The organism is Chryseobacterium sp. S0630 (genome assembly GCF_024158915.1).
Taxonomy (GTDB): domain Bacteria; phylum Bacteroidota; class Bacteroidia; order Flavobacteriales; family Weeksellaceae; genus Chryseobacterium.
The window spans coordinates 1-23,268 of record NZ_JAMZGF010000044.1 but is presented as its reverse complement, the minus strand read 5'-3'; the positions used below and the strand labels follow the sequence as shown (position 1 = coordinate 23,268).

Genomic DNA, 23,268 nt, shown 5'->3' with positions numbered 1-23,268 from the left:
GGTGAATCTATGAATAATATGATAATGATCATAAAAAAACTAAATCTCACGATCATATTCTAATGACATTTTAATGTCATTCTAATGTAGATAAGAATATTAACAAATCCCATCTATTATCTTTGAAGCCCGGAAATAAAAGATACCTATTTCATGAATTTTCAGATGAAATTCAACCTTGGTAAAAAAGCTTTATTTCAGAAAATTTTTTCACCATATCATTATCAATTTCCTGGAAAACCCAGTGATATTTACTGAGGCAACAGGCGATATTCAAATGAAAATTCACAACTCAAAAAACAGTTAACCTTTTACTAAAGAAGAAAATGGAAATACCAGCTAATGAACAGGGAAAAAGGCTCATACGCTACATTACAAAAGAAAAAAAAGATGTTACCAATATTTATTTCTATGCCATTCTGAATGGTTTAGTACTGCTGAGTGTACCTTTAGGAATACAGTCTATTGTAAGCTTTGTGATGGGAGCCACCATGACAACTTCCATTTATATCCTCATATTTTTTGTTGTAATTGGAACCTGGCTTGCCGGATATTTCAGATTAAAAGTAATCCAGATTATTGAAAAGATACAGCAGAAAATATTTGTAGAATTTTCCATTGCCATAGCAGACAAAATTCCCAAAGCAGATCTTTCCTACACAAGAAAATACTACCTTCCGGAGCTTGTCAACCGATTTTTTGATATTCAGAATCTTCAGAAAGGAATTTCAAAAATATTACTGGAAATTCCTACTGCTTTAATACAGATTGTTTTTGGAATTCTTTTGCTCTCTTTTTATCATCTTTGGTTTTTAGCGTTCGGAGCTCTGGTCATTCTCTCTGTGGTAATTATTTTCAGATACACGATGGAAAGCGGAATCAAATCCAGCATTGAAGAGAGCAACAAAAAATACGATACAGCGGCATGGATAGAAGATATTGCCGGTTCTGTAAAAACGTTTAAAATGCATTCTGAAGATGATTCTCATTTAAAAGGAACCGATGAAAGAGTGATAGAATATCTAAAACACAGAACATCTCATTTTAAAGTATTGGTGTTTCAGTATAAAACAATTATTGCTTTTAAAGTCATCATTACTTTAGCTATGCTGGCCATTGGAACTTATCTTCTGATCAATCAAAAACTGAATATCGGAGCTTTCATTGCTACAGAAATCGTGGTTCTAAGCATCATGTCTGCAGTAGAAAAACTTATTGTAAGCCTTGAAAGTTATTATGATCTGATTGCATCTTTTGCCAAACTCTCTAAAATCACTGAACTTAAAGAGGAGCCCAACGGAGAAATCACGTTATCTCAGAAAGAAAAAGGGACAGAAATTGAATTTAAAAATGTAAGCTTTTCATTTAATGACAATGCGCCCATCCTTTCTGACCTTAATTTCAAAATCAAAGAAAACAGTCTGAACATTCTTACAGGAAAACTGGGAGCAGGGAAAACGCTTCTGCTCAATATGATCACAGGATTCTTCGAGCCCAGCTCAGGAACAATTCTGATTGATAAAATTCCATTAAAAAATATAGAAAAAAAACACTGGAGAAATAATGTTGGACTTTACCTTGAAAATATGAAGATCATTCAGGGAACAGTTAAAGAAAATATCCTATTGGGAAGCAGCCAGAGCCACACAGAAGATATCCTTGAGCTTTCTGAAAATATGGGTATAGAAAATATTTCAAGTATGTTCAGCAGCGGTTTCTTTACAGAGGTAAGTGAAACTGATCCTGAAATCACATTCAGTTCAAAGAAAAAAATACTGATGCTTCGTGCTCTTCTCGGTGACAAAAAACTTATCATTCTGGAAAATCCTTTTGCAGGAATCCGTGAAGAATATCAGGACAAAATGATAAAATATCTTCAGAAAATCAAGGAAAACACAACCATTATTATTGTTTCTCAGGATACAGAACTGCTACAATATGCCGATCAGCATTTTCATCTGGAAGGAGGAACATTAAAAACACTTCAAAACAATCAGTAAAATGAAACTACAGTCGTTTGACAATATCTATCATATTCACAAAAAATCACGGGTAAAAAGATGGTTCCTGTTTATCTTCATAGGCGGTATCATTACCTTATTTCTTCCCTGGACACAGAATATTAAGGTGAAAGGAAATGTAACGTCTCTTTATCAGGAACAGCGTCCGCAGCAGCTCCACTCTCCTATTCCTGGAAAAATCATCAAATGGTACGTTAAAAACGGAGATTATGTAAAAAAAGGAGATACTTTACTGCAGCTTTCCGAAATAAAAGATGATTATTTAGATCCGCTTTTGGTACAGAGAACACAGGAGCAGGTAAATGCTAAAAAAGGAGTAAGAAATTTCTATGAAGCAAAAGTAGGAACAGTGAAAACCCAGCTTGAAGCCTTACATTCAGCGAGAGATTTAAAGCTTAATCAGCTCAAAATAAAAATAGGCCAGCTTAATAATAAGCTTACCGGTGAAGAAGCAGAACTCACTGCTGCCACTAATGAGCTTAAGCTTTCTGAAGACCAGTTTGCGCGACAGAAAAAAATGTATGAGGAAGGTTTGGTTTCTCTTACCCAGTTTCAGCAGAGAAGTATTTCTTATCAAAATGCTGTTGCCAAAAAAACAGCGTCAGAAAATAAAGTGGCTCAAACCCGTCAGGAAATTATCAATACAGGTATTGAACAGAATTCTGTGATTCAGGATTACACAGAGAAACTCAGTAAAATAGAAGGAGACCGTTTTCAAAACATGGGGCAGATTGAAGGCAGTGAAGGTGAAATTGCAAAACTGGAAAATCAGGTAGCCAATTACAAAGCAAGACAGGGTTTATATTTCATTATTGCATCACAGGACGGTCAGATTGTGCAGCTTAACAAAACAGGAATTGGTGAAGTTTTAAAAGACGGTGAAAATATTGGAACAATTGTTCCTACAGCAGTAGATTATGCAGTTGAAATTTATATAAAACCTGTAGATCTCCCGCTTGTCAAAGAAGGACAGCGTGTGATGTGCATCTTTGATGGATTTCCTGCCATTGTATTCTCTGGATGGCCCAACTCCAGCTACGGAACATTTGCAGGAAAAGTGGTTGCAGTAGAAAGCAATATCAGCACAAACGGACTTTTTAAAGCGCTCGTCATTGAGGATAAAAATGAAAAAAAATGGCCACCTAAAATTAAAATGGGAGGAGGTGTACAGGGAATTGCCATTCTCAATGATGTTCCTATCTGGTATGAACTGTGGAGAAATATCAATGGTTTTCCACCGGATTATTATGAAGTAAAAAATGATCAAACGGTTAAGTATGAGAAAACAAAGTAAACTTCTTTTTATATTGATCTTTCTTTTTTTCCAGTATAGCAAAGCACAGGACTCTCTCATGATTTCAGCAAAAGAATTTCTGGAAGTGGTAAAAAATTATCATCCGATGGCATTGAAATATCAGCTGCAAAACAAAATTGCCCAATCTGAGATTACTAAAGCAAGAGGAAATTTTGATCCGGTTTTGGGAGGAAAACTGGGCGAAAAAAACATTGACGGCGTACAATATTACAGACAGAAAAATATTGAACTGGGTATTCCTACCTGGTACGGGATTGATCTTACGGCAGGATATCAGTATCTGGATGGTGAAAAACTCAACTCCAGTGAAACAAAAGGCGGTATTTACAGCATGGGGATTACCGTTCCTTTAGCTAAAAATCTGTTGTATGATAAACGAAGAGCAGCACTGGATCAGGCGAAATTTGCTTTAAAAATGACGGAAGCTGAACAGACTGTACTCACCAATGAACTTCTTCTTGAAGCAGAAAACATCTATTGGGAATGGGTACAAAGTTTCGAAATTTACAAGTTGCAAAACAAAGCGGTTGAGATCAGTAAAAAACGTTTGCAACTCACCCGGAAAACTTTTGAATATGGAGAAAGAGCAGCAATCGATACTGTGGAAGCAGCTTCACAGCTACAAAGTTTTGAACTTCAGCAGAAAGAAGCTTATTTAAATTTTATCAAAAACACCCAGCAGCTGCAGTTATTTTTATGGAAGGAGAATCGTGAAATTTATGAAATCTCACAACTTATTTATCCGGCAGATCATCTTTCAGATCATACTGCTTACTCAGATTTTGAATTTCTTTTGCAGGAAGTCAAAACAAAGGAAACCGACAATCATTGGTCTGTACAGTATTATACTCAGAAACATTATATCTTAGAAAGTGAACGGAAGTTGAAATGGCAGAGCTTTCTTCCTAAGTTTGATTTCACTTATAATTTCTTCAACAAAGAAAATTATCAGACAGATTACCTTCCTCTTTTTGACAATAATTTTCAATATGGTTTAAAGCTCGAAATACCAATATTTCAAAGGGAAGCCAAAGCCAGTTATCAAATGGCCAAAATTAAAATAGAACAGAATAAACTTGATACCGAATTCAAAAAAAGAGAACTTACTACGAAAATTGAAACCTATAAAAACGAACTTTTAAATTACCATACCCAGATAGATCTTTCACAAAACAATCTTTTGAATTATCAACAGCTTCTTACTGCAGAAGAAACAAAATATGCGAATGGTGAGAGTTCCCTTTTCCTGATCAATTCAAGGGAAAATAAAATGATTGAGGCACAGGAAAAATTCATTTCCATCAAAACGAAATTTCTTAAAAGCTTTAATAAACTTAAATGGATGAATGAAAATTTCTCTTTATAAAACTAAAAAAGTTCAGGAAACTCCCTGAACTTTTTTTATTGATATTCTGATCTAAAATACACCAGAAATTATTTTATAAGTCAATATTTCTATTCTTCCGCCAATTTCTCAGACTGAGATCCGATAAACGGAATTTTTGGAGCCAGAAAATATCCGGTAAGGCTGGCAAATAAAATCGGGACAAAATAAGTAAATCCTGTAAGTGTTCCCAAAATAATTGTTGTGCTCATCGGTGTCCTTGTCACACAGGCATTGATTGCAGCCATACAGCTTACAATTGCTAACGTGGTATCAACCGTTGGAAACAAATTATGGATAATCAAACCTAATGTTGTTCCTACAAAAAACAAGGGAATGATAAATCCTCCTCTCCATCCGGAAGTCACCGTAATGGCAATAGCCAATATTTTAAAAATAAGAATCAGAATTAAAAAATTCAGTCCGAAGTTTCCTCCAATCAGCTGATTAATCTCGTTGTGCCCGAAGTATCTTGTAATAGGAAAATTATAGGCGATAATTCCTAAAATAATCCCACCTACTAATGTCTTAATATAAATTGGAAATTTTCTGTACTCAAAAATCTTTTTGAAAAATTTGACTACAAAAATGAAGATCCATCCGAATAAAGTTCCTACAATTCCAAATGCAGTTGCATAAGCAAAATCATAAACTCCTGTATAATGGTAAGCTTTCAAATCCCATGTTGCCCCAATTCCCAAGTGGATAATCAAAGCAAACATCAGATAACTGAAACAACTTGCTACCAATGCAGGAATAATAGCTTTGTAATATTCTACCGCATGTTTATGATGTAAAATTTCCAGAGAAAAAAGACTTCCTCCAAGTGGAGCACCGAATAATGCTGTAAACCCGGAAGCCATACCCGCAATGCTCAGAGACCTCAGCTCTTCACCTTTCAGTCTGAAAATCTTCCCCAGCCAGGTTCCTGTAGATCCTGTAACCTGTACTAAAGGAGCTTCAGGACCTAAACTTCCTCCTGATGCAACACAGAAAAGAGAAGAAAGGATCATCGAAGGATTATTCTTCGGTTCCAGTTTTCCTTTATTGAATCTGATATTATTAACAATCAGATGAATTTCTCCCGGATCACCAATAAAGTGGATCACCAGTCCGGCCAGCAATCCGCAAACTGCCATGGTTGGAATCACCTGCCAGCCCTGAAATTTGGCTAAAAACTCTGTGAAATGTTCCAGTACAATCCAATATCCTCCGGCAATGATACCGCCCACCAGACCTGTAACGGCCCACATAAAAAAAGTACGGCTGAACACAAACGGATTGAACCTCATAGGTTGATCTAAGAGATTAAATGTTCGTATTAACCGTCTTCTTCTGTTAATCTTCATTCTTATATTCTGTTTTTAGCAAAATATAAGATCAGCATTCCCCAGCTTAAGATCATCATCAGACCTCCAAGCGGAGTGATAGGGCCTAAGAATTTAAGATTCATTCCCAGATAATCCTGCATGCTCAGGAAGTAGATGCTTACTGAGAATAATAGTGTTCCTGCAATCATTAAAATGGAAGTCCATTTCTCAGCAGATGTTTCGAATTTTAAAATATACCCGATGATCAGCAGGAAAAAAGCTGCATACATCTGATATCTCACTCCTGTTTCAAAACTTTCCAGTCTTTCCACAGCTAATATTTTCTTTAAAGCGTGTGCTCCGAATGCTCCTAAGATTACAGACACCATTCCGTAAACTGCTCCAAAAACTAAAGTAATTGTTTTCATTTTATAACTCTTCTAATTCTAGGGTTAAATATTTTTTTGTTTTCTCATCCTGCCAGGTTCCCATAATTTTCCTGCCTTGCAGATCCGCTTCCACCAAGGCTTTGAAAATCCACTGGTTGGTTTCTTCGCTATAATAATCGTTTTCTATAATGGAGATATGGTTACCTTTTATCTTTCCGTTCCACTCAATCAGCTTTTTATTTTTATCATACCAGTATTTTGCAGAAAAAGAACCATCGTCATATACTTCACCGATCAAAACAGTAATGGAATACTTTCCATCGATCTTTCCTTTATACAATTTATTAGTAAGACTGGTTATCTCTGTTTTTTCAGAACCGGAAATTAAATTTCTCGCGTAAGGACTCCAGTATTTTTCCAGCTCTTTGTAGGAAAATTCTATTTCATGACTGCCAAGCTCATCCAAAGCTCTCATGGCATGATTAGAACATCTTCCGGCAACAAAAGTCAGTTTATCTTTCCCAAAGAAATACCTGATACCGTCTAAAGTATGTTCCGTAAAACAGTCTTCATACATAGCGATCTGATCCTGAGTTTCCTCTTCAGGATTTTTCTCAGATTTCAGTTTAACAAGAAAATCAGAAATCCTTTTCTTTACTCTTTTCTGAATAATTCCCTCAACAGTCTTCACTGAACCGGGTTCAAATAAATCTTTGGCATTGATAAAGTTTCCTGTTCTCAGATCAAAATTCTTCCAGATCAAAAAACCTTCCGGATAAGCACCTGAAGCTTCACCATCTATAGCAATACTCAGAATATTCTTAGGCGTTTCAATCTTATCCCAACGATAAAAATAAAGATAGTTGGAATAGGAATTGGTTGCTGTAGAAGCCAGTTGAAAAGGATTGCCGCCAGATCCCGGAACATATTCCAGCTGATCTACCTGCAAAAATGTATTGATTTTATTTTCTACCCGAGGATTTTCAGAATAAGAAACAACCGGAAAAACGGTATCTTCAGTTTTCGGCTGCAGATTACTTATTTTCACTTTTTGCTGTTGTGAAAAACTTAATCCTGAAATCAGTAAGAAAAATACAATACTCCTTTTCACTATTTTGATTTTAAGTACATTAAAATGAACTTGGCCACCAATGTAGAAATACCCAGTATGATAAACATATTGGCGAATCTCTTGGAACTTTTGAAACCTTCATTGTTGGTTTTCTTCAGAAAAAATCCGAAAAGAAGGAATACAATGGGCAAAATGATCTGCAACATTAGTTTCCTCTCATTCTGTTAAACTCGTTGATCACCTCATGGTGGCTCACCGTCTTATCTTTAAAATACGTCACAAAGTGCTGTTTTTCTTCTTCGGTAGCTCCTAATTGGTTCAGAATATTCAACAAGTGCATTTTCATATGTCCTTTCTGAATTCCTGTAGTTACCAAGGAACGTAGTGCTCCAAAATTCTGAGCAAGACCAGAAACGGCAAGAATACTCATCAACTCCTGTGCAGAAGGTTTTCCAAGAAGAGCCAGAGAGAATTTTACCAGAGGGTGAAGGTTCGTAAGCCCTCCTACTACTCCTACAGAAATAGGAAGATCAATCCAGAATCTGAAAACTCCGTTATCTGTTGTACAGTGAGTCAAAGATCTGTATTGTCCGTCTCTTGCAGCATACGCATGTGCGCAGGCTTCTGTAGCTCGGAAATCATTTCCGGTAGCAATGACAACAGCATCTACTCCGTTCATTACTCCTTTATTGTGAGTGGTTGCGCGGTAAGGTTCAATTTCTGCAATGGTAACGGCCTGTTTGAATTTAGCAGCAAATTCTTCAGGAGAAATTCCGCTGTCATCTTTTAAATCTTCCATTTTACATGAAACCTCAGCTCTTACGATACAGTCAGGGGTAAAATTGGAAAGAATATTCATTACAATTTGTAGTGAATTCTTTTCCTCCTGAGTAAAATCTTCGCTGGTAGCAACTTCCTGTCTCATTGTTTTTCCAAACTGCTCAAGACAAGAATTAATAAAGTTTGCTCCCATTGAATCTACGGTATCGAAGCTTGCTTTCAACTGGTAATAATTCGGCATTTCTGCTGTTTTATCCACCAGACTGATATTTAAAATACCTCCACCACGTTTTCTCATGTTGGATGTAATATCTTCCGTTGTTTCAAATAATTTTTTCTTTAAACTGAAATTAAAGAAATGTAATAATTTATGCGGTTCTACATTAAAAATAAAGTGGGTGTGTCCCAGCTTTTCTGTATTGATAATGGTTGTTTTAAAACCTCCTTTGTCGATCCAGAATTTTGCAGCTTTGGAAGCAGCAGCTACTACTGAACTTTCTTCAACAGCCATTGGAAGAGCCAACAGTTTTCCGTCGATCAAAAAGTTCGGAGCAATTCCGTAAGGCATATAGAAATTGGAGATGGTATTTTCAGAAAATTCTTCGTGGAGTTTCTGAAGATCTGCATCATCATTCCAGTATTGTTTTAATATATTTTGATATTCCTGGTTTCCTTCAAGATATTCGTTTACGAGCCATTCGATTTTCCCCTGCTTTGGTAGCTTGGAAAAACCTTCGATTGGTTTATGATTCATGATATAAACTTTAATGAGCCGTAAATATAATGATTTTGAGACTCTTTTTTGTTGATAACTTCTATGAAAAAAGATTGACTTTTATCAATTTTGGAACTAAATTTGAACAAAATTAAAATATATTTTTGATACAAAACAGATCAATCCTTTTAAAATATGAATTTTGACCGCCTTAAAGAAAAGCTTGAAATCCTTGCTGATGCAGCGAAATATGATGTTTCCTGTTCATCAAGCGGAGGCACGAGAAAGAATAAAAAAGGAGCTTTAGGAGACAGTTCCGCAAGTGGAATTTGTCATACCTATACAGAAGACGGCAGATGTGTTTCTTTGCTTAAAATTCTCTTGACCAATCATTGTATTTATGATTGTGCTTACTGTGTTTCCAGAAGTTCCAATGATATCAAAAGAGCAGCATTTACGGTAGAAGAAGTGGTAGATCTTACCATCAATTTTTATCGAAGAAATTATATTGAAGGCTTATTTCTGAGCTCGGGAATATTCAAAAATGCCGACACTACAATGGAAAGATTGGTAAGAGTTGCCAAAAAGTTACGTCTGGAAGAAAACTTTAATGGGTATATTCATTTAAAATCCATTCCCGGGGCAAGTGATGATCTGATGCAGGAAGCGGCTTTGTATGCAGACCGTTTATCCGTAAATATTGAAATTCCTACCGAAAGCGGATTAAAATTACTGGCACCTGAAAAAAACAGACAGGATATGATCAGCCCAATGCGGTATATCCAAAAAGGAATTATTCAATATAAGGATGAAAAGAAAATTCTGAAGAAAGTTCCCAAGTTTGCTCCGGCCGGACAATCTACCCAGATGATTGTAGGGGCAACCAATGAAAACGACTTACAAATTATCAAAGTTGCCGATCATTTTTATAAAAACTTTAATCTGAAAAGGGTGTATTATTCCGGATATGTTCCGGTTTTGGAAGATCAGAGACTGCCTTCTTTAACGACGGAAGTTCCTATGCTTCGGGAAAACCGATTGTATCAGTCGGATTGGCTGATGAGATTTTATGGTTTTAAAGCAGAAGAAATTTTAGATCCACGTGTTCCTTTCCTTGATCTGGAAGTAGATCCGAAATTAAGTTGGGCATTGCGAAATCTTGACCAGTTTCCCATTAACCTGCAGACTGCAGAATACCAGTTGATTCTAAGAATTCCCGGAATTGGAGTAAAAACGGCTCAAAAGATTGTCAGTGCAAGACGTTTTCAGATCTTAACAATGGATCATTTGAAGAAACTGGGTGCGGCTGTCAACCGGGCAAAATATTTTATTGATTTTAATGCTGGTAATGCTTATCTGAAATATTTAACGGATAAAAACTTCAGAAAGCTGCTGATAGGGGGAAGTTCATCCAAATTCCATAACCAGTTTTCGCAACAGCTGACTTTATTTTAATGATCTGTTAAATGTTTATTTTTTTGAAACATTAAGATTCTATTAAGGTGTTAAGAGTATTAAGATGAGCTTCGCTTTAAGCTTAAAAATCAGAATGATTCATCTTAACTATACTTTATTTCTTAAATCCTTCTTAATGGTTGTAATATTTTTTGAACAGTTTCAATAAACACAAATGACATCAATATTTTCACAAATGGCCACTAATGTATTACTTCGATCTAACAGCACATTTGTCATTCTGACGAAGGAAGAATCTCTTCAATCAATCAGATTTTTCACTTCATCTTATTTTGCTCAGAATGACATCCCAACTGAACTGTCATTCTGACGAAGGAAGAATCTCTTCAATTAACCAGATTTTTCACTTCATCTTATTTTGCTCAGAATGACATCCCAACTGAACTTTAAATTATTAAACTCAACACATGACAACCCTACTCTACGATGGCAGTTTCGACGGTATTTTCACTGCGGTATTTGAAGTTTTCGAATACCGATATAAAGAGGTGGAGATTAAAAGCAGAGAAAGGTTTCATCAGGAAAATATTTTTGCGGAGATTCATGAAGTTATTACCCAAACTGACAAATCTGAAAGAGTTCTGAATAAACTGGAACAGAATATCGGTAAACAAGGTGTTTACAAACTTTTAAAAGTTTTTTTATCTGAAGAACCGGAGCTTGAAAACCTCATCTTATCTGTGGTAAGGCAGTCTGTGAAAAATCCTGAAAATAATATTCTTGAAAACTTTGCCGATAATGACGTTTTGAAAATTTCAAAAATCTGCAAATCCGTGGACAGAGAAAGGCATAGGATGACTGCTTTTGTCCGCTTTGAAAAAATGCAGGATGGTGTTTTTTTCTCCAAAATAGATCCCGATTTCAATGTTCTTCCTTTAATCAGAAAACATTTTAAAGACCGATATCAGGACCAGAAATGGATGATCTATGACATTCGAAGAAACTATGGACTTCTCTATGACCTTGATAGCTGCGAATTCTTTTATCCTGATGAAAAGATTGATCTCCATAATTATCAGCAAAAATTTCATGATGAGGAAAAAAGTTATCAGGTACTTTGGCAGCGCTATTTCACGAAAACCAATATTGTAGAAAGAAAAAATATGAAACTCCATATTCAGCATGTTCCGAAAAGATACTGGAAATATCTGACTGAAAAATGGTAGCTGCGCTCTCAATATTATTTCCCGCTGATTGAGCAGATAATGCAGATTTTTATAATAGAACGATCCTGATATTCTATGATACATCAGTCCAACATTGAATCAATAATTCCATATTGTGGATAACTTTTTATTTTGATCAAAAAACATGTGATTTCAAGTCCTTTTTTCAAGCGCATCATTTAATCAGCTCATTTTATGAAAGATATAATCCACATTCATCGAAAATTCATATTGTGGATAACTTTTTACAGTTAACATTCCGTTAATATTGGAATTTTTTCAATGTCATTTTTTTAAGAAAATTGAGTAGAAAATAACCTACCCAATGAGAATAAAGGGTTTCAAAATATCATTTAAAAACATGAAAATCTGCGGTATACGGAGTTAATAATTACATCAACATTTTAGTTTTGTGGATAACTTTTACTTTTTAAGGGTTCGCAGAGCTTTCTTTACAATATACTGTGTTTCTCTTGTCGGACTTTCCCGAAGCCATTCATCGCAGATTTCTACTACAAATTCGGGTTGTGATTTACTCGCATCATTCAGCCAGTTGCCTACACTATCCTGCACATATCTGGAGGAATCAGATCGTAATGGTTCCAGAATTTCCAGTCCAAGTCCCGGATTTTGTTTTAAAATATCAATATGTTCGCACCAAACACCTCTCGGTCTTGTGGATTCACTGGCAAAACGTCTCACGTTCTCATTGTCATGTGTTGTCCACTTTGATAAAATAGATAAACTTTCTTCCAGGTTTTTGGAGATATCCGGACGCACCGTCATCCAGCAGATTTCCCTCACTCCAAAATGAGAGTCAGAAGCGAATGACTGGATTCTGTCTAATTTTTCTTTAAGTTGTAAATCGTTATTTCTTCCAATGGTATAAGCTGCCCAGCAACGTACAAGATCTGCCGGATGAACTGACAATTTCAAAAGAAATTCATCATCCTTATTTTTCACAGCCAGATTAAGAAGCCCAACCCCAATTGTTTCATTAATAGAATTGACAGTTTGTTTCTTCAGTTGATTCACATTATCTAAAACAGGTTTCAAATATTCTATACGATCATTCTGCAGAAGCAGATTTTCCAATAACAGCCTTTGATCTACTGCCAGCCATTCTGTAAGATTAGCGGTTTCAATTTCACCTCTGTTCAGCTGTTCCAGAATATCTGGTGGAATATCTTTGATGGAGCGGGCTCCTTTTCGTTTTTCTGTCATACTATTTAATGATTACCTTTACAAAAGTCTGAAAGTGGGCGGAGAAAAACAATACCGCATATTTTTCACCCATAGGGATAAAAAAGTCAATTTTATGGAAACAAAAGAAAGAGCTGAAGAAAATAAAATTTGTCCGTTGGAAGTCGCAGTCAATACCATCAGTGGAAAATGGAAAATTCCTATCGTTTGGCAGATGAATGAAGGAAAAAAACGTCCCAGTGAATTTCTGCGTGGTATTGCTAAAGTGGACCGAAGAGTTCTTAATCAGCAGTTGAGTGAAATGGTGGAAGACGGTATTTTAACGAAACAGTCTTTCAATGAACTTCCTCCAAGGGTTGAATACACTTTGACGGAACTTGGTGAAAAGCTGGTAAAAATCCTCTGGCAATTGAATGATTGGGGAAAATTACTGATTCCTGAAAAAGATGAGGTATTGAACCCATAAGTTTTCATATAATATATTGGCAGATAGGTGAAAAAAAATGATATTTGTGTTCACTAAAACACATGAAAAGAGTTATCACCGGAATCACAGCATTATTCATTCTCACAGGCTGTACAAAAGAAAAAATATCTGACCGTCTATTGGCCGAGCCAGATAAGAACGAACATTTAATTGCAGAAAATGCTTTAAAAATCAATAAAGATAAAAATACAATCAGGGAAAGGTTTTCACCTCCGGAAGGCTATGAGTGGATGGAAGAAAAACCAGGTTCTTTCGGATATTTTATTGAAAACTTCAAACTTAAACCTTATGGCAGTCAGATTGTAAAATATGACGGAACTCCTATTTCTACCCAGCATCTTCATGAAGCTGTTTTTGATATTGATACCGGCAATAAAGACCTGCAGCAATGTGCTGATGCTGTAATCCGTATGAGAGCTGAATATCTTTATAAGGCGAAAAAATTTGACGAAATAAAATTTCATTTTACAAGCGGTGATCTTCTCAGCTGGAACGATTATAAAAACGGAACGAGAGCCTTTGTGAATGGAAACTCAGTCAGTTTCAGAAAAACAGCTGCTTTTGATGATTCTTACCAGAGTTTCAGGAATTATCTGGATCTGATTTTTAATTATGCCGGAACAATTTCATTAAACAAAGAAACCAAGCCGGTCACAAAAAACTCTGATCTGAAAACGGGAGATATTCTCATCACGCCAGGCAGCCCGGGGCATATTGTTTTTATTTCCGGAGTCTGCAAAAATCCTGAAGGCAAAAGACTGTTCTTATTAAGTGAAGGTTTCACGCCCGCTCAGTCTGTGCATGTACTCTCCAACCCATTTAATCCCTATTTTACGCCGTGGTACGACCTTGATATCCAGACCGAGGAAACGAAAACTGCACGATATTTTTTTAAACCTACAAACTTCAGAAGCTTTTAATAATTTATATTCAAAACTATTGGAAACTTACTACGATAATCTGAACTTGTTTTTGTAAATTTGTGTTCGAAATTTTTTACTTGATGAAAGAGAGTGCTGTAAAAAAGATTGCAGTTCTTACTTCAGGGGGTGACTCTCCGGGTATGAATGCGGCATTAAGAGCGGTAGTAAGAACCGCCAATTACTATGATATCGAATGCTACGGAGTGAGAGAAGGCTACAACGGCCTTATCAACGATGATTTCCTGAAAATGGGAGCCCGTTCCGTAAAAAATATAATCAACCAGGGTGGAACCATTCTAAAATCTGCCAGATCCGCTGAGTTCAGAACAAAAGAAGGCCGTCAGAAAGCGTACGACAACTGCGTAAAACTTGGAATAGACGGATTGGTATGTATTGGAGGAGACGGAACTTTTACCGGTGCAAAAATCTTTAATGAAGAATTCGGAATCAGAGTAATCGGTATCCCGGGAACGATCGATAACGATATTTTTGGAACTGATAATACCATCGGGTATGACACTGCGTTGAATACTGCCATGGATGCTATTGATAAAATCCGTGACACGGCCACTTCCCACAACAGAGTTTTCTTTGTGGAAGTAATGGGGCGTGATGCTGGTTTTATTGCATTAAACAGTGGGTTGGCTGCAGGAGCTCTGGATATTTTAATTCCTGAAAAGAAAGACAGTATTGATGAGCTTTTTACAAAATTCAGAAATGCTGAAAAAACAGGAAAATCATCCAGTATCGTTGTAGTAGCAGAAGGTGAAAAACTGGCCAACGTTTACGAGCTTGCAGAGAAGACAAAACAGACATTCCCGGATTACGATATTCGTGTCGCCATTTTGGGACATATGCAGAGAGGAGGTTCTCCAAGCTGTGCAGACAGAGTTTTGGCAAGCAGACTGGGCTATGGTGCCGTAACGGGACTTATGGAAGGACAAACCAATGTAATGGCAGGAATGCGTTCCAACGATCTTACGTATACACCAATAGAAGAAGCCATTAAAAAACATAACGAAATTAATAAAGATCTTTTACTGATTTCAGAAATTTTAGCAATCTAATTATTTTTATAATCTAATAAAAACAAACTATTATGTCAACAATTAAAGTAGGTATCAACGGTTTTGGTAGAATTGGACGTCTTGTTTTCAGAGCAATGACTGAAAGAGACAACATTGAAGTTGTAGGAATCAATGACCTAATCAATGCAGAATACATGGCTTACATGTTAAAATATGACTCTGTACACGGTATTTTCCCAGGTGAAGTTTCTGTAGAAGGAAATGATCTTGTAGTAAACGGGAAAAGAATCAGAGTAACTGCTGAAAAAGATCCAAGCAACCTAAAGTGGAATGAAATCGGTGCAGATTACGTAGTAGAATCTACTGGTTTATTCTTAGATAAAGAAAGCGCTGCAAAACACATTACTGCAGGTGCAAAGAAAGTAATCCTTTCTGCTCCTTCTAAAGATGATACTCCAATGTTCGTAATGGGTGTAAACCACAAGGAACTTACTGATGATATCAAAATCTTATCAAACGCTTCTTGTACTACAAACTGTTTAGCTCCTTTAGCTAAAGTAATCCACGATAACTTCGGAATCGTAGAAGGTTTAATGACCACTGTACACGCTACAACAGCTACTCAGAAAACTGTTGACGGTCCTTCAATGAAAGACTGGAGAGGTGGTAGAGCTGCTCTGAACAACATCATCCCTTCTTCTACAGGTGCTGCTAAAGCAGTAGGAAAAGTAATCCCTTCACTAAACGGAAAATTAACAGGTATGTCTTTCAGAGTACCAACTGTTGACGTTTCTGTAGTAGATTTAACTGTGAGAATTGAAAAGGCTGCTTCTTATGAAGAAATCTGTTCAGTAATCAAAGCTGCTTCTGAAGGTGAATTGAAAGGTATCCTAGGATATACTGAAGAGGCTGTAGTATCTCAGGACTTCGTAGGAGATAAGAGAACTTCTATCTTCGATAAAGATGCTGGTATCATGCTTTCTCCTAACTTCGTGAAACTTGTTTCCTGGTATGACAACGAGATGGGTTACTCTAACAAGTTAGTAGATATGCTTGTACACGCTGCTTCTTTATAATCAATAATGAGCGATAAGCAATAAGTAATATAAAACCTTCCCGATGGGAAGGTTTTTTTGTTTAAATTAACTCCCAAAATTTACACCATGCTCAATGAACTTATTGAAAGATATTCTCAATATTCTGATGTAGAATTAATGGAAGTATATTCAAATAAAAACAGATATACAAATGATGCCAAACAAGCTTTAGATATTGTTATAGAAAAGAAAGGTGGAATACAATCTTTAACCGTCCGGTATGATAAAACTGTAGCGAAGGAATTGGAAAAATCAAGAATAAAGAATGATGCTACAGAATTGTATTTAAACGGACTGACAAAAAATGATATCAATTACGCTTTGACCTCAGAAGTATTAACCTCAGATGAAATACAACAGATCATAGAAACTACTTCTACAGAAATAGAAGCAACAAAAAGGGATTTAGAAATTAAACCCAGCACAATCATTGGGAGTATTTTAGGAGGAATTATCGGTGGAACTATTGGTGGAATATTATGGGGGTTACAAATCATATATTCCGGTCGCATCTTTTATATTTTTGCTATAGGTCTGGGAATAATCTCTTACGGTTTTATAAAATTTTTCACTAAACAAAGTAGAAATAATATTGCGGTATCAATCATCACCATATTATCTGTAATCTATGCTTTGATTTTAGGTTTTTATATATATGAATTATTTGGCTATCATGGACCTGATAAATATTGATAGAATACAGAAATGAACTCAAAATATTTTATGTACTTTCAGTAGAAGAAAGTTAGTGGATATGCTTGTACACACTGCTTCTTTATAATAAGAAAACCTTCCCGATGGGAAGGTTTTAAGTTTTTATTTTTTAAATGGATTTTTATCTAATCGAAAAGAAATTCCAATAAAAGGGTTAATACGATATTGCGATTCATTTAAATTATCATTGGTTACAGAACTATCAATTGTTTGCCCTACAAAGTAATTGGTATTAGGCAGAGTCTGTTTATGAACACCAACACCTCCTGTCAAAATAATATTCTGTCCTATTCCTAAAGACAAACCTGCAAAAACAGCAATTTCTTCAAAATTAATTCCCAAACCTCCTGTAAATCCATAAGAAATAGTATCCTGATAATCCATAAAATTAAACATAACTGTAGGCATAAGTTCCATCGTTTTATTACTATGGATCTCAGTTACTTTTTGTAGTCCATTGTCAGTCTGTGAAATAAATTGATTACGATTGGTATAAAAAATGGCATTGGCACCAAATGTAGTAGTCCACCTCCAATCAGTCTGAGTTTTTACCTTGTATACTCTTTCTGTTGGATCTTTATCAGTAGTAGTAATTGTAATTGTCAATTCTGTATTACGTTTAAAAGTAATTTCTCCAATTTTGTGTTCTTTATCAAGTATATTTTCACTATTCGGCTGAGTCTTATCAATTTGTAATACAGGTTGCATAGTAGCATCTTTTTTAATTGAAATACTATAACCTTTAGGATTTATTGCAAAAATATCATACTTATTTTTATCAGGTTCCTCCTTAAGATATTCAATAACTGTTTCAAATGATTTTGCATCCGAATCAGTATTTATTAAAATTTTTTTTTCTGTAATTATAACTTGACTAAAAGCCAATCCTGAACAAAACAGTGACAATAATAAAATTTTTGTTTTCATGATCATATATTTTTTAGGTTAATCCTTTAGTTAAAATTTTGAAAGCCATTTTAAAATCTGAGCTTCCATGGTTATTAGTTCTGTTTTACACAAAGTTTCAAATTATATAAACACAAGTAAATTACCCGTTTGTGGTATTTTTAAAACTCTTACCCCGGAACGTCTTATGGATAGCTGACAAATCTCACCAGAATATTTCAACATAAAACTTGTACTTTTATAGGTAAAGGAATGAACATGATACAACCCCGTTTTAAAGACGCTCCCCATTTCAGAGACTTTTGGGAACATGGCAACGGAAAGCAGCTTATTGAATTTTCCGGAGCAGAGGTGAACTTTGAAAAATTTGAAAAGTTTGCGCCCTATTTTCATCATGTGGATGAAACGGGTGATGAGGTGGTAAAAGATGTTTATTTCACTAAAAAATTTCATGAGGCTTCAAGGGAAATTGAACACTACATCAGAAATGGGGTTTCGGAAACTGATGATGTTCCTGAAAGCGTAAAAAAACTGTTCAGTCAGACTCAAAAAGTTCCTGACTGGCTGGATTATAATCTGCTTAAAAACGGTGCAGAACTCTGTATGAGAAGTAATCTGGATTCTTTGATCTCGCTGAGAGATTATTGTCTGATTGGCGGTTATGATTATGCTTACCTCAACAAACCGCTTATTGTTACAGAAGCTTTGAAGAAAGGAGCTGTAAAAAGACTTTCGGAAACATTGGATTTCTGGGTAAATGCTACACGCTACAATGCATTGGAAATTCATGCAAAAGGATATGAGTTTGCGATAAAAACCCGTTTGATCCACTCCTATGCAAGACTTTCCATTAAAAAACATTATAAAGACTGGGACACTAAAAACTGGGGCGAGCCCATCAATTCATGGGATATGATGGCAACGTATATCGGGTTCAGTCTGGTATTCCTTCATAGTCTTCAGAAATTGGGAAATCGTTTTTCTGTTGAAGAGGAACAAGGGATTTTCCACCTTTGGAAATACGTAGGTTATCTTTTGGGAATTCCGGAGCAGCTTCTTCCTGATGATAAAAAACAGGCAACGGAATATTTTTATTTATGGACTTCGGTTCAGCCACCTTCGGATAAAGATTCTGTTCTTCTGGCTCACTCTCTCCTGGATGAATCACTGGAAAATCCTATTTTAAAATATGAATTTCAAAGAAAAAACTTGAAATATCTACACGTCTGCTGTACCTGGTTTCTTTTGGATGACGAAGTGTGCAAAAGATTACAAATTCCGGAAGTTCCTTTCAGAAATCTGTTTCCAAAATCGAAAATACTTTTCAATAAAATTTATGATCAACTGGTCAGTCGTGAAAAGAGAATACAAAGAGGAAATAAGGATCAGATGAAAGTGTTGGAAGATTATCTAAACATCACTAAAAATTCAAATTTCCATTAAAATACCTCTGTTAAAAATCGCAAAGACGCAAAAAAATTTCATGCATTACAAAAACTTTTAAGGCGCAAGAAAATCAAAGATTCTCAGCTAGAGAAATTATAAACCTTCAGTAAATTTTTCTCGAAGATCAAGCTAATTACGCAGATTTTTATTAGCATCTGCCTAATCAGCAAAATTAGCGAGAGATAAAATAATTTTACAGTATTCAATTTTATCTCCGATAAAATCTTTGCGCCTTACAGCATAATCTATACTAAAAGAATTGCGCCTTTGCGATTTCAAACAAAAACAACTCATCTTACTTAAGTAAAAAATATTTAAAAATACTTTAGATACTACATTCCACATCTGCTTCGTTATGAATAAGATCAGCCCTAAAATTTTATCATTTTTTAACTCTAAAAACAGCTTTAGGAAATAAAATATATTAGCTTTTAATATTTAAATTATGTATTTTTGAGAAATTATATTAATAGAGATGAGTAACATTGATGATAAGAAAAAAGCACTCGCTTTAGTGCTTGACAAGCTAGATAAAACATATGGAAAGGGAACGGTAATGACTTTAGGTGACGAATCTATAGACAATACCATAGAAGTAATTCCTTCCGGTTCTTTAGGTTTAGATATTGCTTTAGGAATAGGCGGATATCCAAAAGGAAGAATCATTGAAATATATGGTCCTGAATCTTCAGGTAAAACAACATTGACCCTTCACGCTATTGCTGAAGCTCAAAAAGCAGGTGGTATTGCAGCATTCATTGATGCAGAGCACGCTTTCGACAGAACTTATGCTGCGAAATTAGGAATTGATCTTGAAAACCTGATCATTTCTCAGCCAGACAACGGTGAGCAGGCTTTAGAGATTGCAGATAACTTAATCCGTTCAGGAGCTATTGATATCGTTGTAATTGACTCTGTTGCTGCTCTTACACCAAAAGCAGAGATTGAAGGTGAAATGGGAGATTCCAAAATGGGTCTTCATGCAAGATTAATGTCTCAGGCATTAAGAAAGCTTACAGCTACTATTTCAAGAACAAAATGTACCGTAATTTTCATCAACCAGTTGAGAGAAAAAATTGGTGTAATGTTCGGAAACCCTGAAACTACTACCGGAGGTAACGCTCTTAAGTTCTACGCTTCTGTAAGAATTGATATCAGAAAAGCAAGCGCACCTATCAAGCAAGGTGACGAAGCTATTGGTAGCCGTGTGAAAGTGAAGATTGTGAAAAACAAAGTAGCACCTCCTTTCAAGCAGGCAGAATTCGATATCATGTACGGTGAAGGAGTTTCTAAAGTAGGAGAAATTCTTGATACTGCTGTAGATATGGGAATCGTGAAGAAAAGTGGATCTTGGTTCAGCTACGAAGAGACTAAATTAGGTCAGGGACGTGATGCTGTAAAAGATGTTTTAAGAGATAACCCGGATCTTGCTGAAGAATTGGAAGGTAAGATCAAGGAAGAAATGAAAAACAAATAATTTTTCAGAACAATATAGAAAAGGCAGTCTTAGGATTGCCTTTTTTTGTTTTTAAAATACAGATATTTTTTAACGCAAAGGTTTCATCTATATGCTGTAATATTTTTACGGGGACAAAGGGCGAAATAAATTTCATTGATTCTTCTAAGCAAACGCATCATTTACCACAAAACTCCATCAACGATGCGTTTAAATAAAGGATCAGAAAATAAAAAAGAGGTCATTCCGTAGAACAACCTCTTTGAGATTTTATATTTTAAAAAATTATTCAGCAATTTTACCTTGCAACTGAAGTGCTCCAGTCACTTTCATTCCTTTTGTTGGAGTTTCAAATCTCATATTCTCTTTATTCACAAAAGCATCAATGGTGAAGAAATCTTCATTCTCTTCATTCGTGATTAGCTTCAGCTTCAGAATATATCCTTTAACACTTCTATCTTCAAGCAGTTCTGTTTCCTTAAAATCTACCACCTGCCCGATAAAGTCAAAACAAGCATAGTTAGGAAGATCCAGGCTTGGTGCATACGTTGTGAAATCTTCACTCATTTTAGTACCATCTGGTAAATCAGTATTGGTGTGAACATCAAGAATTAACACAATTCCGCTGACATTTACTTTCAGATGAGGTTGTGTCATGTATGTATTTTTATTTTCAGCATAATCTGTCGCAAAGAACCAAATTCCAAAAGTTTCTCTGGCAGGCCCTGCTACAATCGCCTGTAGATTCAATGCATTTTCCCATTCTCTGATTGATCTTGTTTCAAAATCCAAAGTATAATCCGTTTTTACTTCCGGAATTATTGTACTCAGTTCATCTGTAACAATGGTTTTAAATCTTACATCTTCAAATTCGATTTTATTTTTATTTTCTCCAGCCGGATCAGAAACCGTAGACTGCAATAAAACATTGGTCAGATACTGACCGTAATCTTTAGTCTGGAAATTCTGATGACCAAAAATCCCACTCCATGTATTCATCATGTTATGAACATTCGATTTTCTGATGATGATTCCTGCTTCATTCGTCATTTCAGGAGCTGCAATTCCTTCTGTATTCTGGAAATAATTTTGTCCCTCAATCAACTGATGATTCATGATTGCATTATTTTCTTCATGAGAAAACTCTGCAAAACCTTTATAAGTAATATTTTGGTTTTCGAAAATATAAGGCAACCCTGTTTTCTTCTTTTCATCACCAGCAAAGTGATAAGCAAGTGAAATTCCCTTGAATTCTCCTTCCTGAATGGCCGGATTATGATTATCATTATCATCAAACTGAGAGTGATACAAAATCATATAAGACTTGATTTTACCTTCCTGAAGTTCTTTTTCAAATTTTTCTTCCATTTGTGCAATCGCCTGCTGCGGAGGAAGTGCATAAGCATCTTCTGTTACCATATAAGCAAAACCTTCTACCACACCATTTTCTTTTTCAAAGGCTGAAATAGGTGTATACTCCCCTCTTAGCTGAAGGGCTATAGAATACACGATGTAATCATTATAAACCCTGATTTTTTCGTACTCCTCGTTTACCTTCGGTTCTTCTATCGTTTGTGAAGGAATTTCCGGCATTGTTTCCACAACTTCCTCTGCTACTTTTTCCTCCGGCATTTCCATTTCCTGAACCGGAGTACTTACATTTTCCTGACTGTTATTTTTCTTCTTAAAAAAATCAAAGATTCCCATACTGTTATTTATAATTGGCGGTAAATATAATAAAAGTGCTCAACAGACCCAACATAAAAAAAATGCCATTGTGTCAGTTTCTTCTTCATTGTTTTTATAATGAAGTCATCTTGACTTTCTTTTGTGAAATTTCTTAAAATGCCAAATAATTGAATCCGATCCAGCTACTCAAAGTGGTATCAAACCTGTTTAATAATGATCGGAAACTTACCCCAAAGTAGCTCTTCTTCTCTCGTTAATTTTTTCATGATATAAAGGAAGTACAAATGGACTATTTATTGGAAATAGAGCACGCCCAGCTAATTCTTATTTCATTACTTCAAGTAGCTGTACGTATATGATGGCTGTTGTAAAAGTACTAATACAACAAAATATAGTATCGGTTGGGTATGGAATGTATGGCTATGAAAAAATTTTAGATTAACCTTATAATTAATAGTTTAATTCTAATTATGTATTTCATATAAAATCCACTTCAGTCGAAATATCTTTTTTTTGGATCGAACAAAAAAACATTTTTTCCTGAAATGTATTTAATAATGTATTTCCACTTAAAAAAAATCAGTATGCACGAATACCCGTACATACTGATTGTGAATCACTTATATTCCAGTCCTTATAATAATGTATTATAGAACTTTGCAGAACTTATCTCTTACATTCTAATCGTGAG

At 35.4% G+C, this 23,268-nt stretch carries 19 protein-coding genes; 12 read left to right on the top strand and 7 right to left on the bottom strand.

All coding sequences use genetic code 11. The features are described 5' to 3' along the window. Positions 1-326: 326 nt before the first annotated feature. Genes NK356_RS17280 through NK356_RS17270 form a run of 3 tightly spaced genes read left to right on the top strand, consistent with a single transcriptional unit; the run spans position 327 to position 4,702 of the window. Complete coding sequence (locus NK356_RS17280) at positions 327-2,000, top strand: peptidase domain-containing ABC transporter (RefSeq protein ID WP_253317565.1); 1,674 nt, start codon at positions 327-329, stop codon at positions 1,998-2,000. Position 2,001: 1 nt separating this feature from the next. After that, on the top strand, positions 2,002-3,315 hold the full coding sequence (locus NK356_RS17275) for an HlyD family secretion protein (RefSeq protein WP_253317564.1): 1,314 nt from the start codon (positions 2,002-2,004) through the stop codon (positions 3,313-3,315). Further along, positions 3,299-4,702, top strand: coding sequence for a TolC family protein (locus NK356_RS17270; RefSeq protein ID WP_253317563.1), 1,404 nt, complete (start codon positions 3,299-3,301; stop codon positions 4,700-4,702). Before NK356_RS17275 ends, NK356_RS17270 begins: the two co-directional genes overlap by 17 nt. A gap of 89 nt (positions 4,703-4,791) precedes the next feature. Here the strand turns inward: NK356_RS17270 and NK356_RS17265 are convergent, their stop codons facing one another. The 4 genes from NK356_RS17265 to NK356_RS17250 form a co-directional block, all read right to left on the bottom strand. After that, a complete protein-coding gene (locus NK356_RS17265) occupies positions 4,792-6,069 on the bottom strand; it encodes a chloride channel protein (RefSeq protein ID WP_253317562.1) in 1,278 nt (425 codons plus the stop codon). A 2-nt stretch (positions 6,070-6,071) separates the two neighbouring features. Further along, positions 6,072-6,458 carry a DUF423 domain-containing protein gene (locus NK356_RS17260; RefSeq protein WP_034694871.1) on the bottom strand — a complete coding sequence of 129 codons (387 nt, stop codon included), beginning with the start codon at positions 6,456-6,458 and terminating at the stop codon, positions 6,072-6,074. Position 6,459: 1 nt separating this feature from the next. Further along, entirely contained in the window at positions 6,460-7,530 is a 1,071-nt protein-coding gene (locus NK356_RS17255; RefSeq protein WP_253317561.1) for a hypothetical protein, read from the bottom strand. Positions 7,531-7,696: 166 nt separating this feature from the next. After that, positions 7,697-9,025 (bottom strand): hydroxymethylglutaryl-CoA reductase, degradative, encoded by a 1,329-nt coding sequence (locus tag NK356_RS17250; RefSeq protein ID WP_034694869.1) that lies wholly within the window; start codon positions 9,023-9,025, stop codon positions 7,697-7,699. 156 nt (positions 9,026-9,181) lie between these two features. Between NK356_RS17250 and NK356_RS17245 the strand changes: the two genes are divergently transcribed. Both NK356_RS17245 and NK356_RS17240 read left to right on the top strand, forming a co-directional pair. Beyond that, a complete protein-coding gene (locus NK356_RS17245) occupies positions 9,182-10,441 on the top strand; it encodes a putative DNA modification/repair radical SAM protein (RefSeq protein WP_034694868.1) in 1,260 nt (419 codons plus the stop codon). 428 nt (positions 10,442-10,869) lie between these two features. Next, positions 10,870-11,628: a TIGR03915 family putative DNA repair protein gene (locus NK356_RS17240; protein ID WP_253317560.1), complete on the top strand. Its 759-nt coding sequence runs from the start codon at positions 10,870-10,872 to the stop codon at positions 11,626-11,628. A 423-nt stretch (positions 11,629-12,051) separates the two neighbouring features. On the opposite strand, the gene NK356_RS17235 is transcribed toward NK356_RS17240, so the two are convergent. Then, entirely contained in the window at positions 12,052-12,852 is an 801-nt protein-coding gene (locus NK356_RS17235) for a DNA alkylation repair protein (protein ID WP_253317559.1), read from the bottom strand. 94 nt (positions 12,853-12,946) lie between these two features. On the opposite strand from NK356_RS17235, the gene NK356_RS17230 reads away from it, so the two are divergent. The 5 genes from NK356_RS17230 to NK356_RS17210 all read left to right on the top strand — a co-directional run bounded on the left by NK356_RS17230 (position 12,947) and on the right by NK356_RS17210 (position 17,059). After that, a complete protein-coding gene (locus NK356_RS17230; RefSeq protein WP_253317558.1) occupies positions 12,947-13,297 on the top strand; it encodes a helix-turn-helix domain-containing protein in 351 nt (116 codons plus the stop codon). A 62-nt stretch (positions 13,298-13,359) separates the two neighbouring features. Further along, a complete protein-coding gene (locus tag NK356_RS17225; RefSeq protein ID WP_034694862.1) occupies positions 13,360-14,238 on the top strand; it encodes a DUF4846 domain-containing protein in 879 nt (292 codons plus the stop codon). An 83-nt stretch (positions 14,239-14,321) separates the two neighbouring features. Then, positions 14,322-15,308, top strand: coding sequence for a 6-phosphofructokinase (gene pfkA / locus NK356_RS17220; RefSeq protein ID WP_034694860.1), 987 nt, complete (start codon positions 14,322-14,324; stop codon positions 15,306-15,308). A 32-nt stretch (positions 15,309-15,340) separates the two neighbouring features. After that, the gene (gene gap, locus NK356_RS17215; RefSeq protein ID WP_034694859.1) at positions 15,341-16,345 is read left to right on the top strand and encodes a type I glyceraldehyde-3-phosphate dehydrogenase; all 1,005 of its coding nucleotides are present in this window, start codon (positions 15,341-15,343) and stop codon (positions 16,343-16,345) included. Between the two features lie 87 nt (positions 16,346-16,432). Beyond that, entirely contained in the window at positions 16,433-17,059 is a 627-nt protein-coding gene (locus NK356_RS17210; protein ID WP_034694856.1) for a hypothetical protein, read from the top strand. A 123-nt stretch (positions 17,060-17,182) separates the two neighbouring features. Here NK356_RS17210 and NK356_RS17205 read toward each other — a convergent pair whose 3' ends face one another. Further along, complete coding sequence (locus tag NK356_RS17205; RefSeq protein ID WP_253317557.1) at positions 17,183-18,007, bottom strand: hypothetical protein; 825 nt, start codon at positions 18,005-18,007, stop codon at positions 17,183-17,185. Positions 18,008-18,238: 231 nt separating this feature from the next. Between NK356_RS17205 and NK356_RS17200 the strand changes: the two genes are divergently transcribed. Further along, positions 18,239-19,429 carry an oxygenase MpaB family protein gene (locus tag NK356_RS17200; RefSeq protein WP_253317556.1) on the top strand — a complete coding sequence of 397 codons (1,191 nt, stop codon included), beginning with the start codon at positions 18,239-18,241 and terminating at the stop codon, positions 19,427-19,429. Between the two features lie 478 nt (positions 19,430-19,907). Next, positions 19,908-20,909 carry a recombinase RecA gene (recA, locus tag NK356_RS17195; protein WP_034694853.1) on the top strand — a complete coding sequence of 334 codons (1,002 nt, stop codon included), beginning with the start codon at positions 19,908-19,910 and terminating at the stop codon, positions 20,907-20,909. A 264-nt stretch (positions 20,910-21,173) separates the two neighbouring features. On the opposite strand, the gene NK356_RS17190 is transcribed toward recA, so the two are convergent. Then, positions 21,174-22,595 carry a hypothetical protein gene (locus NK356_RS17190; RefSeq protein ID WP_253317555.1) on the bottom strand — a complete coding sequence of 474 codons (1,422 nt, stop codon included), beginning with the start codon at positions 22,593-22,595 and terminating at the stop codon, positions 21,174-21,176. Positions 22,596-23,268: the final 673 nt, after the last annotated feature.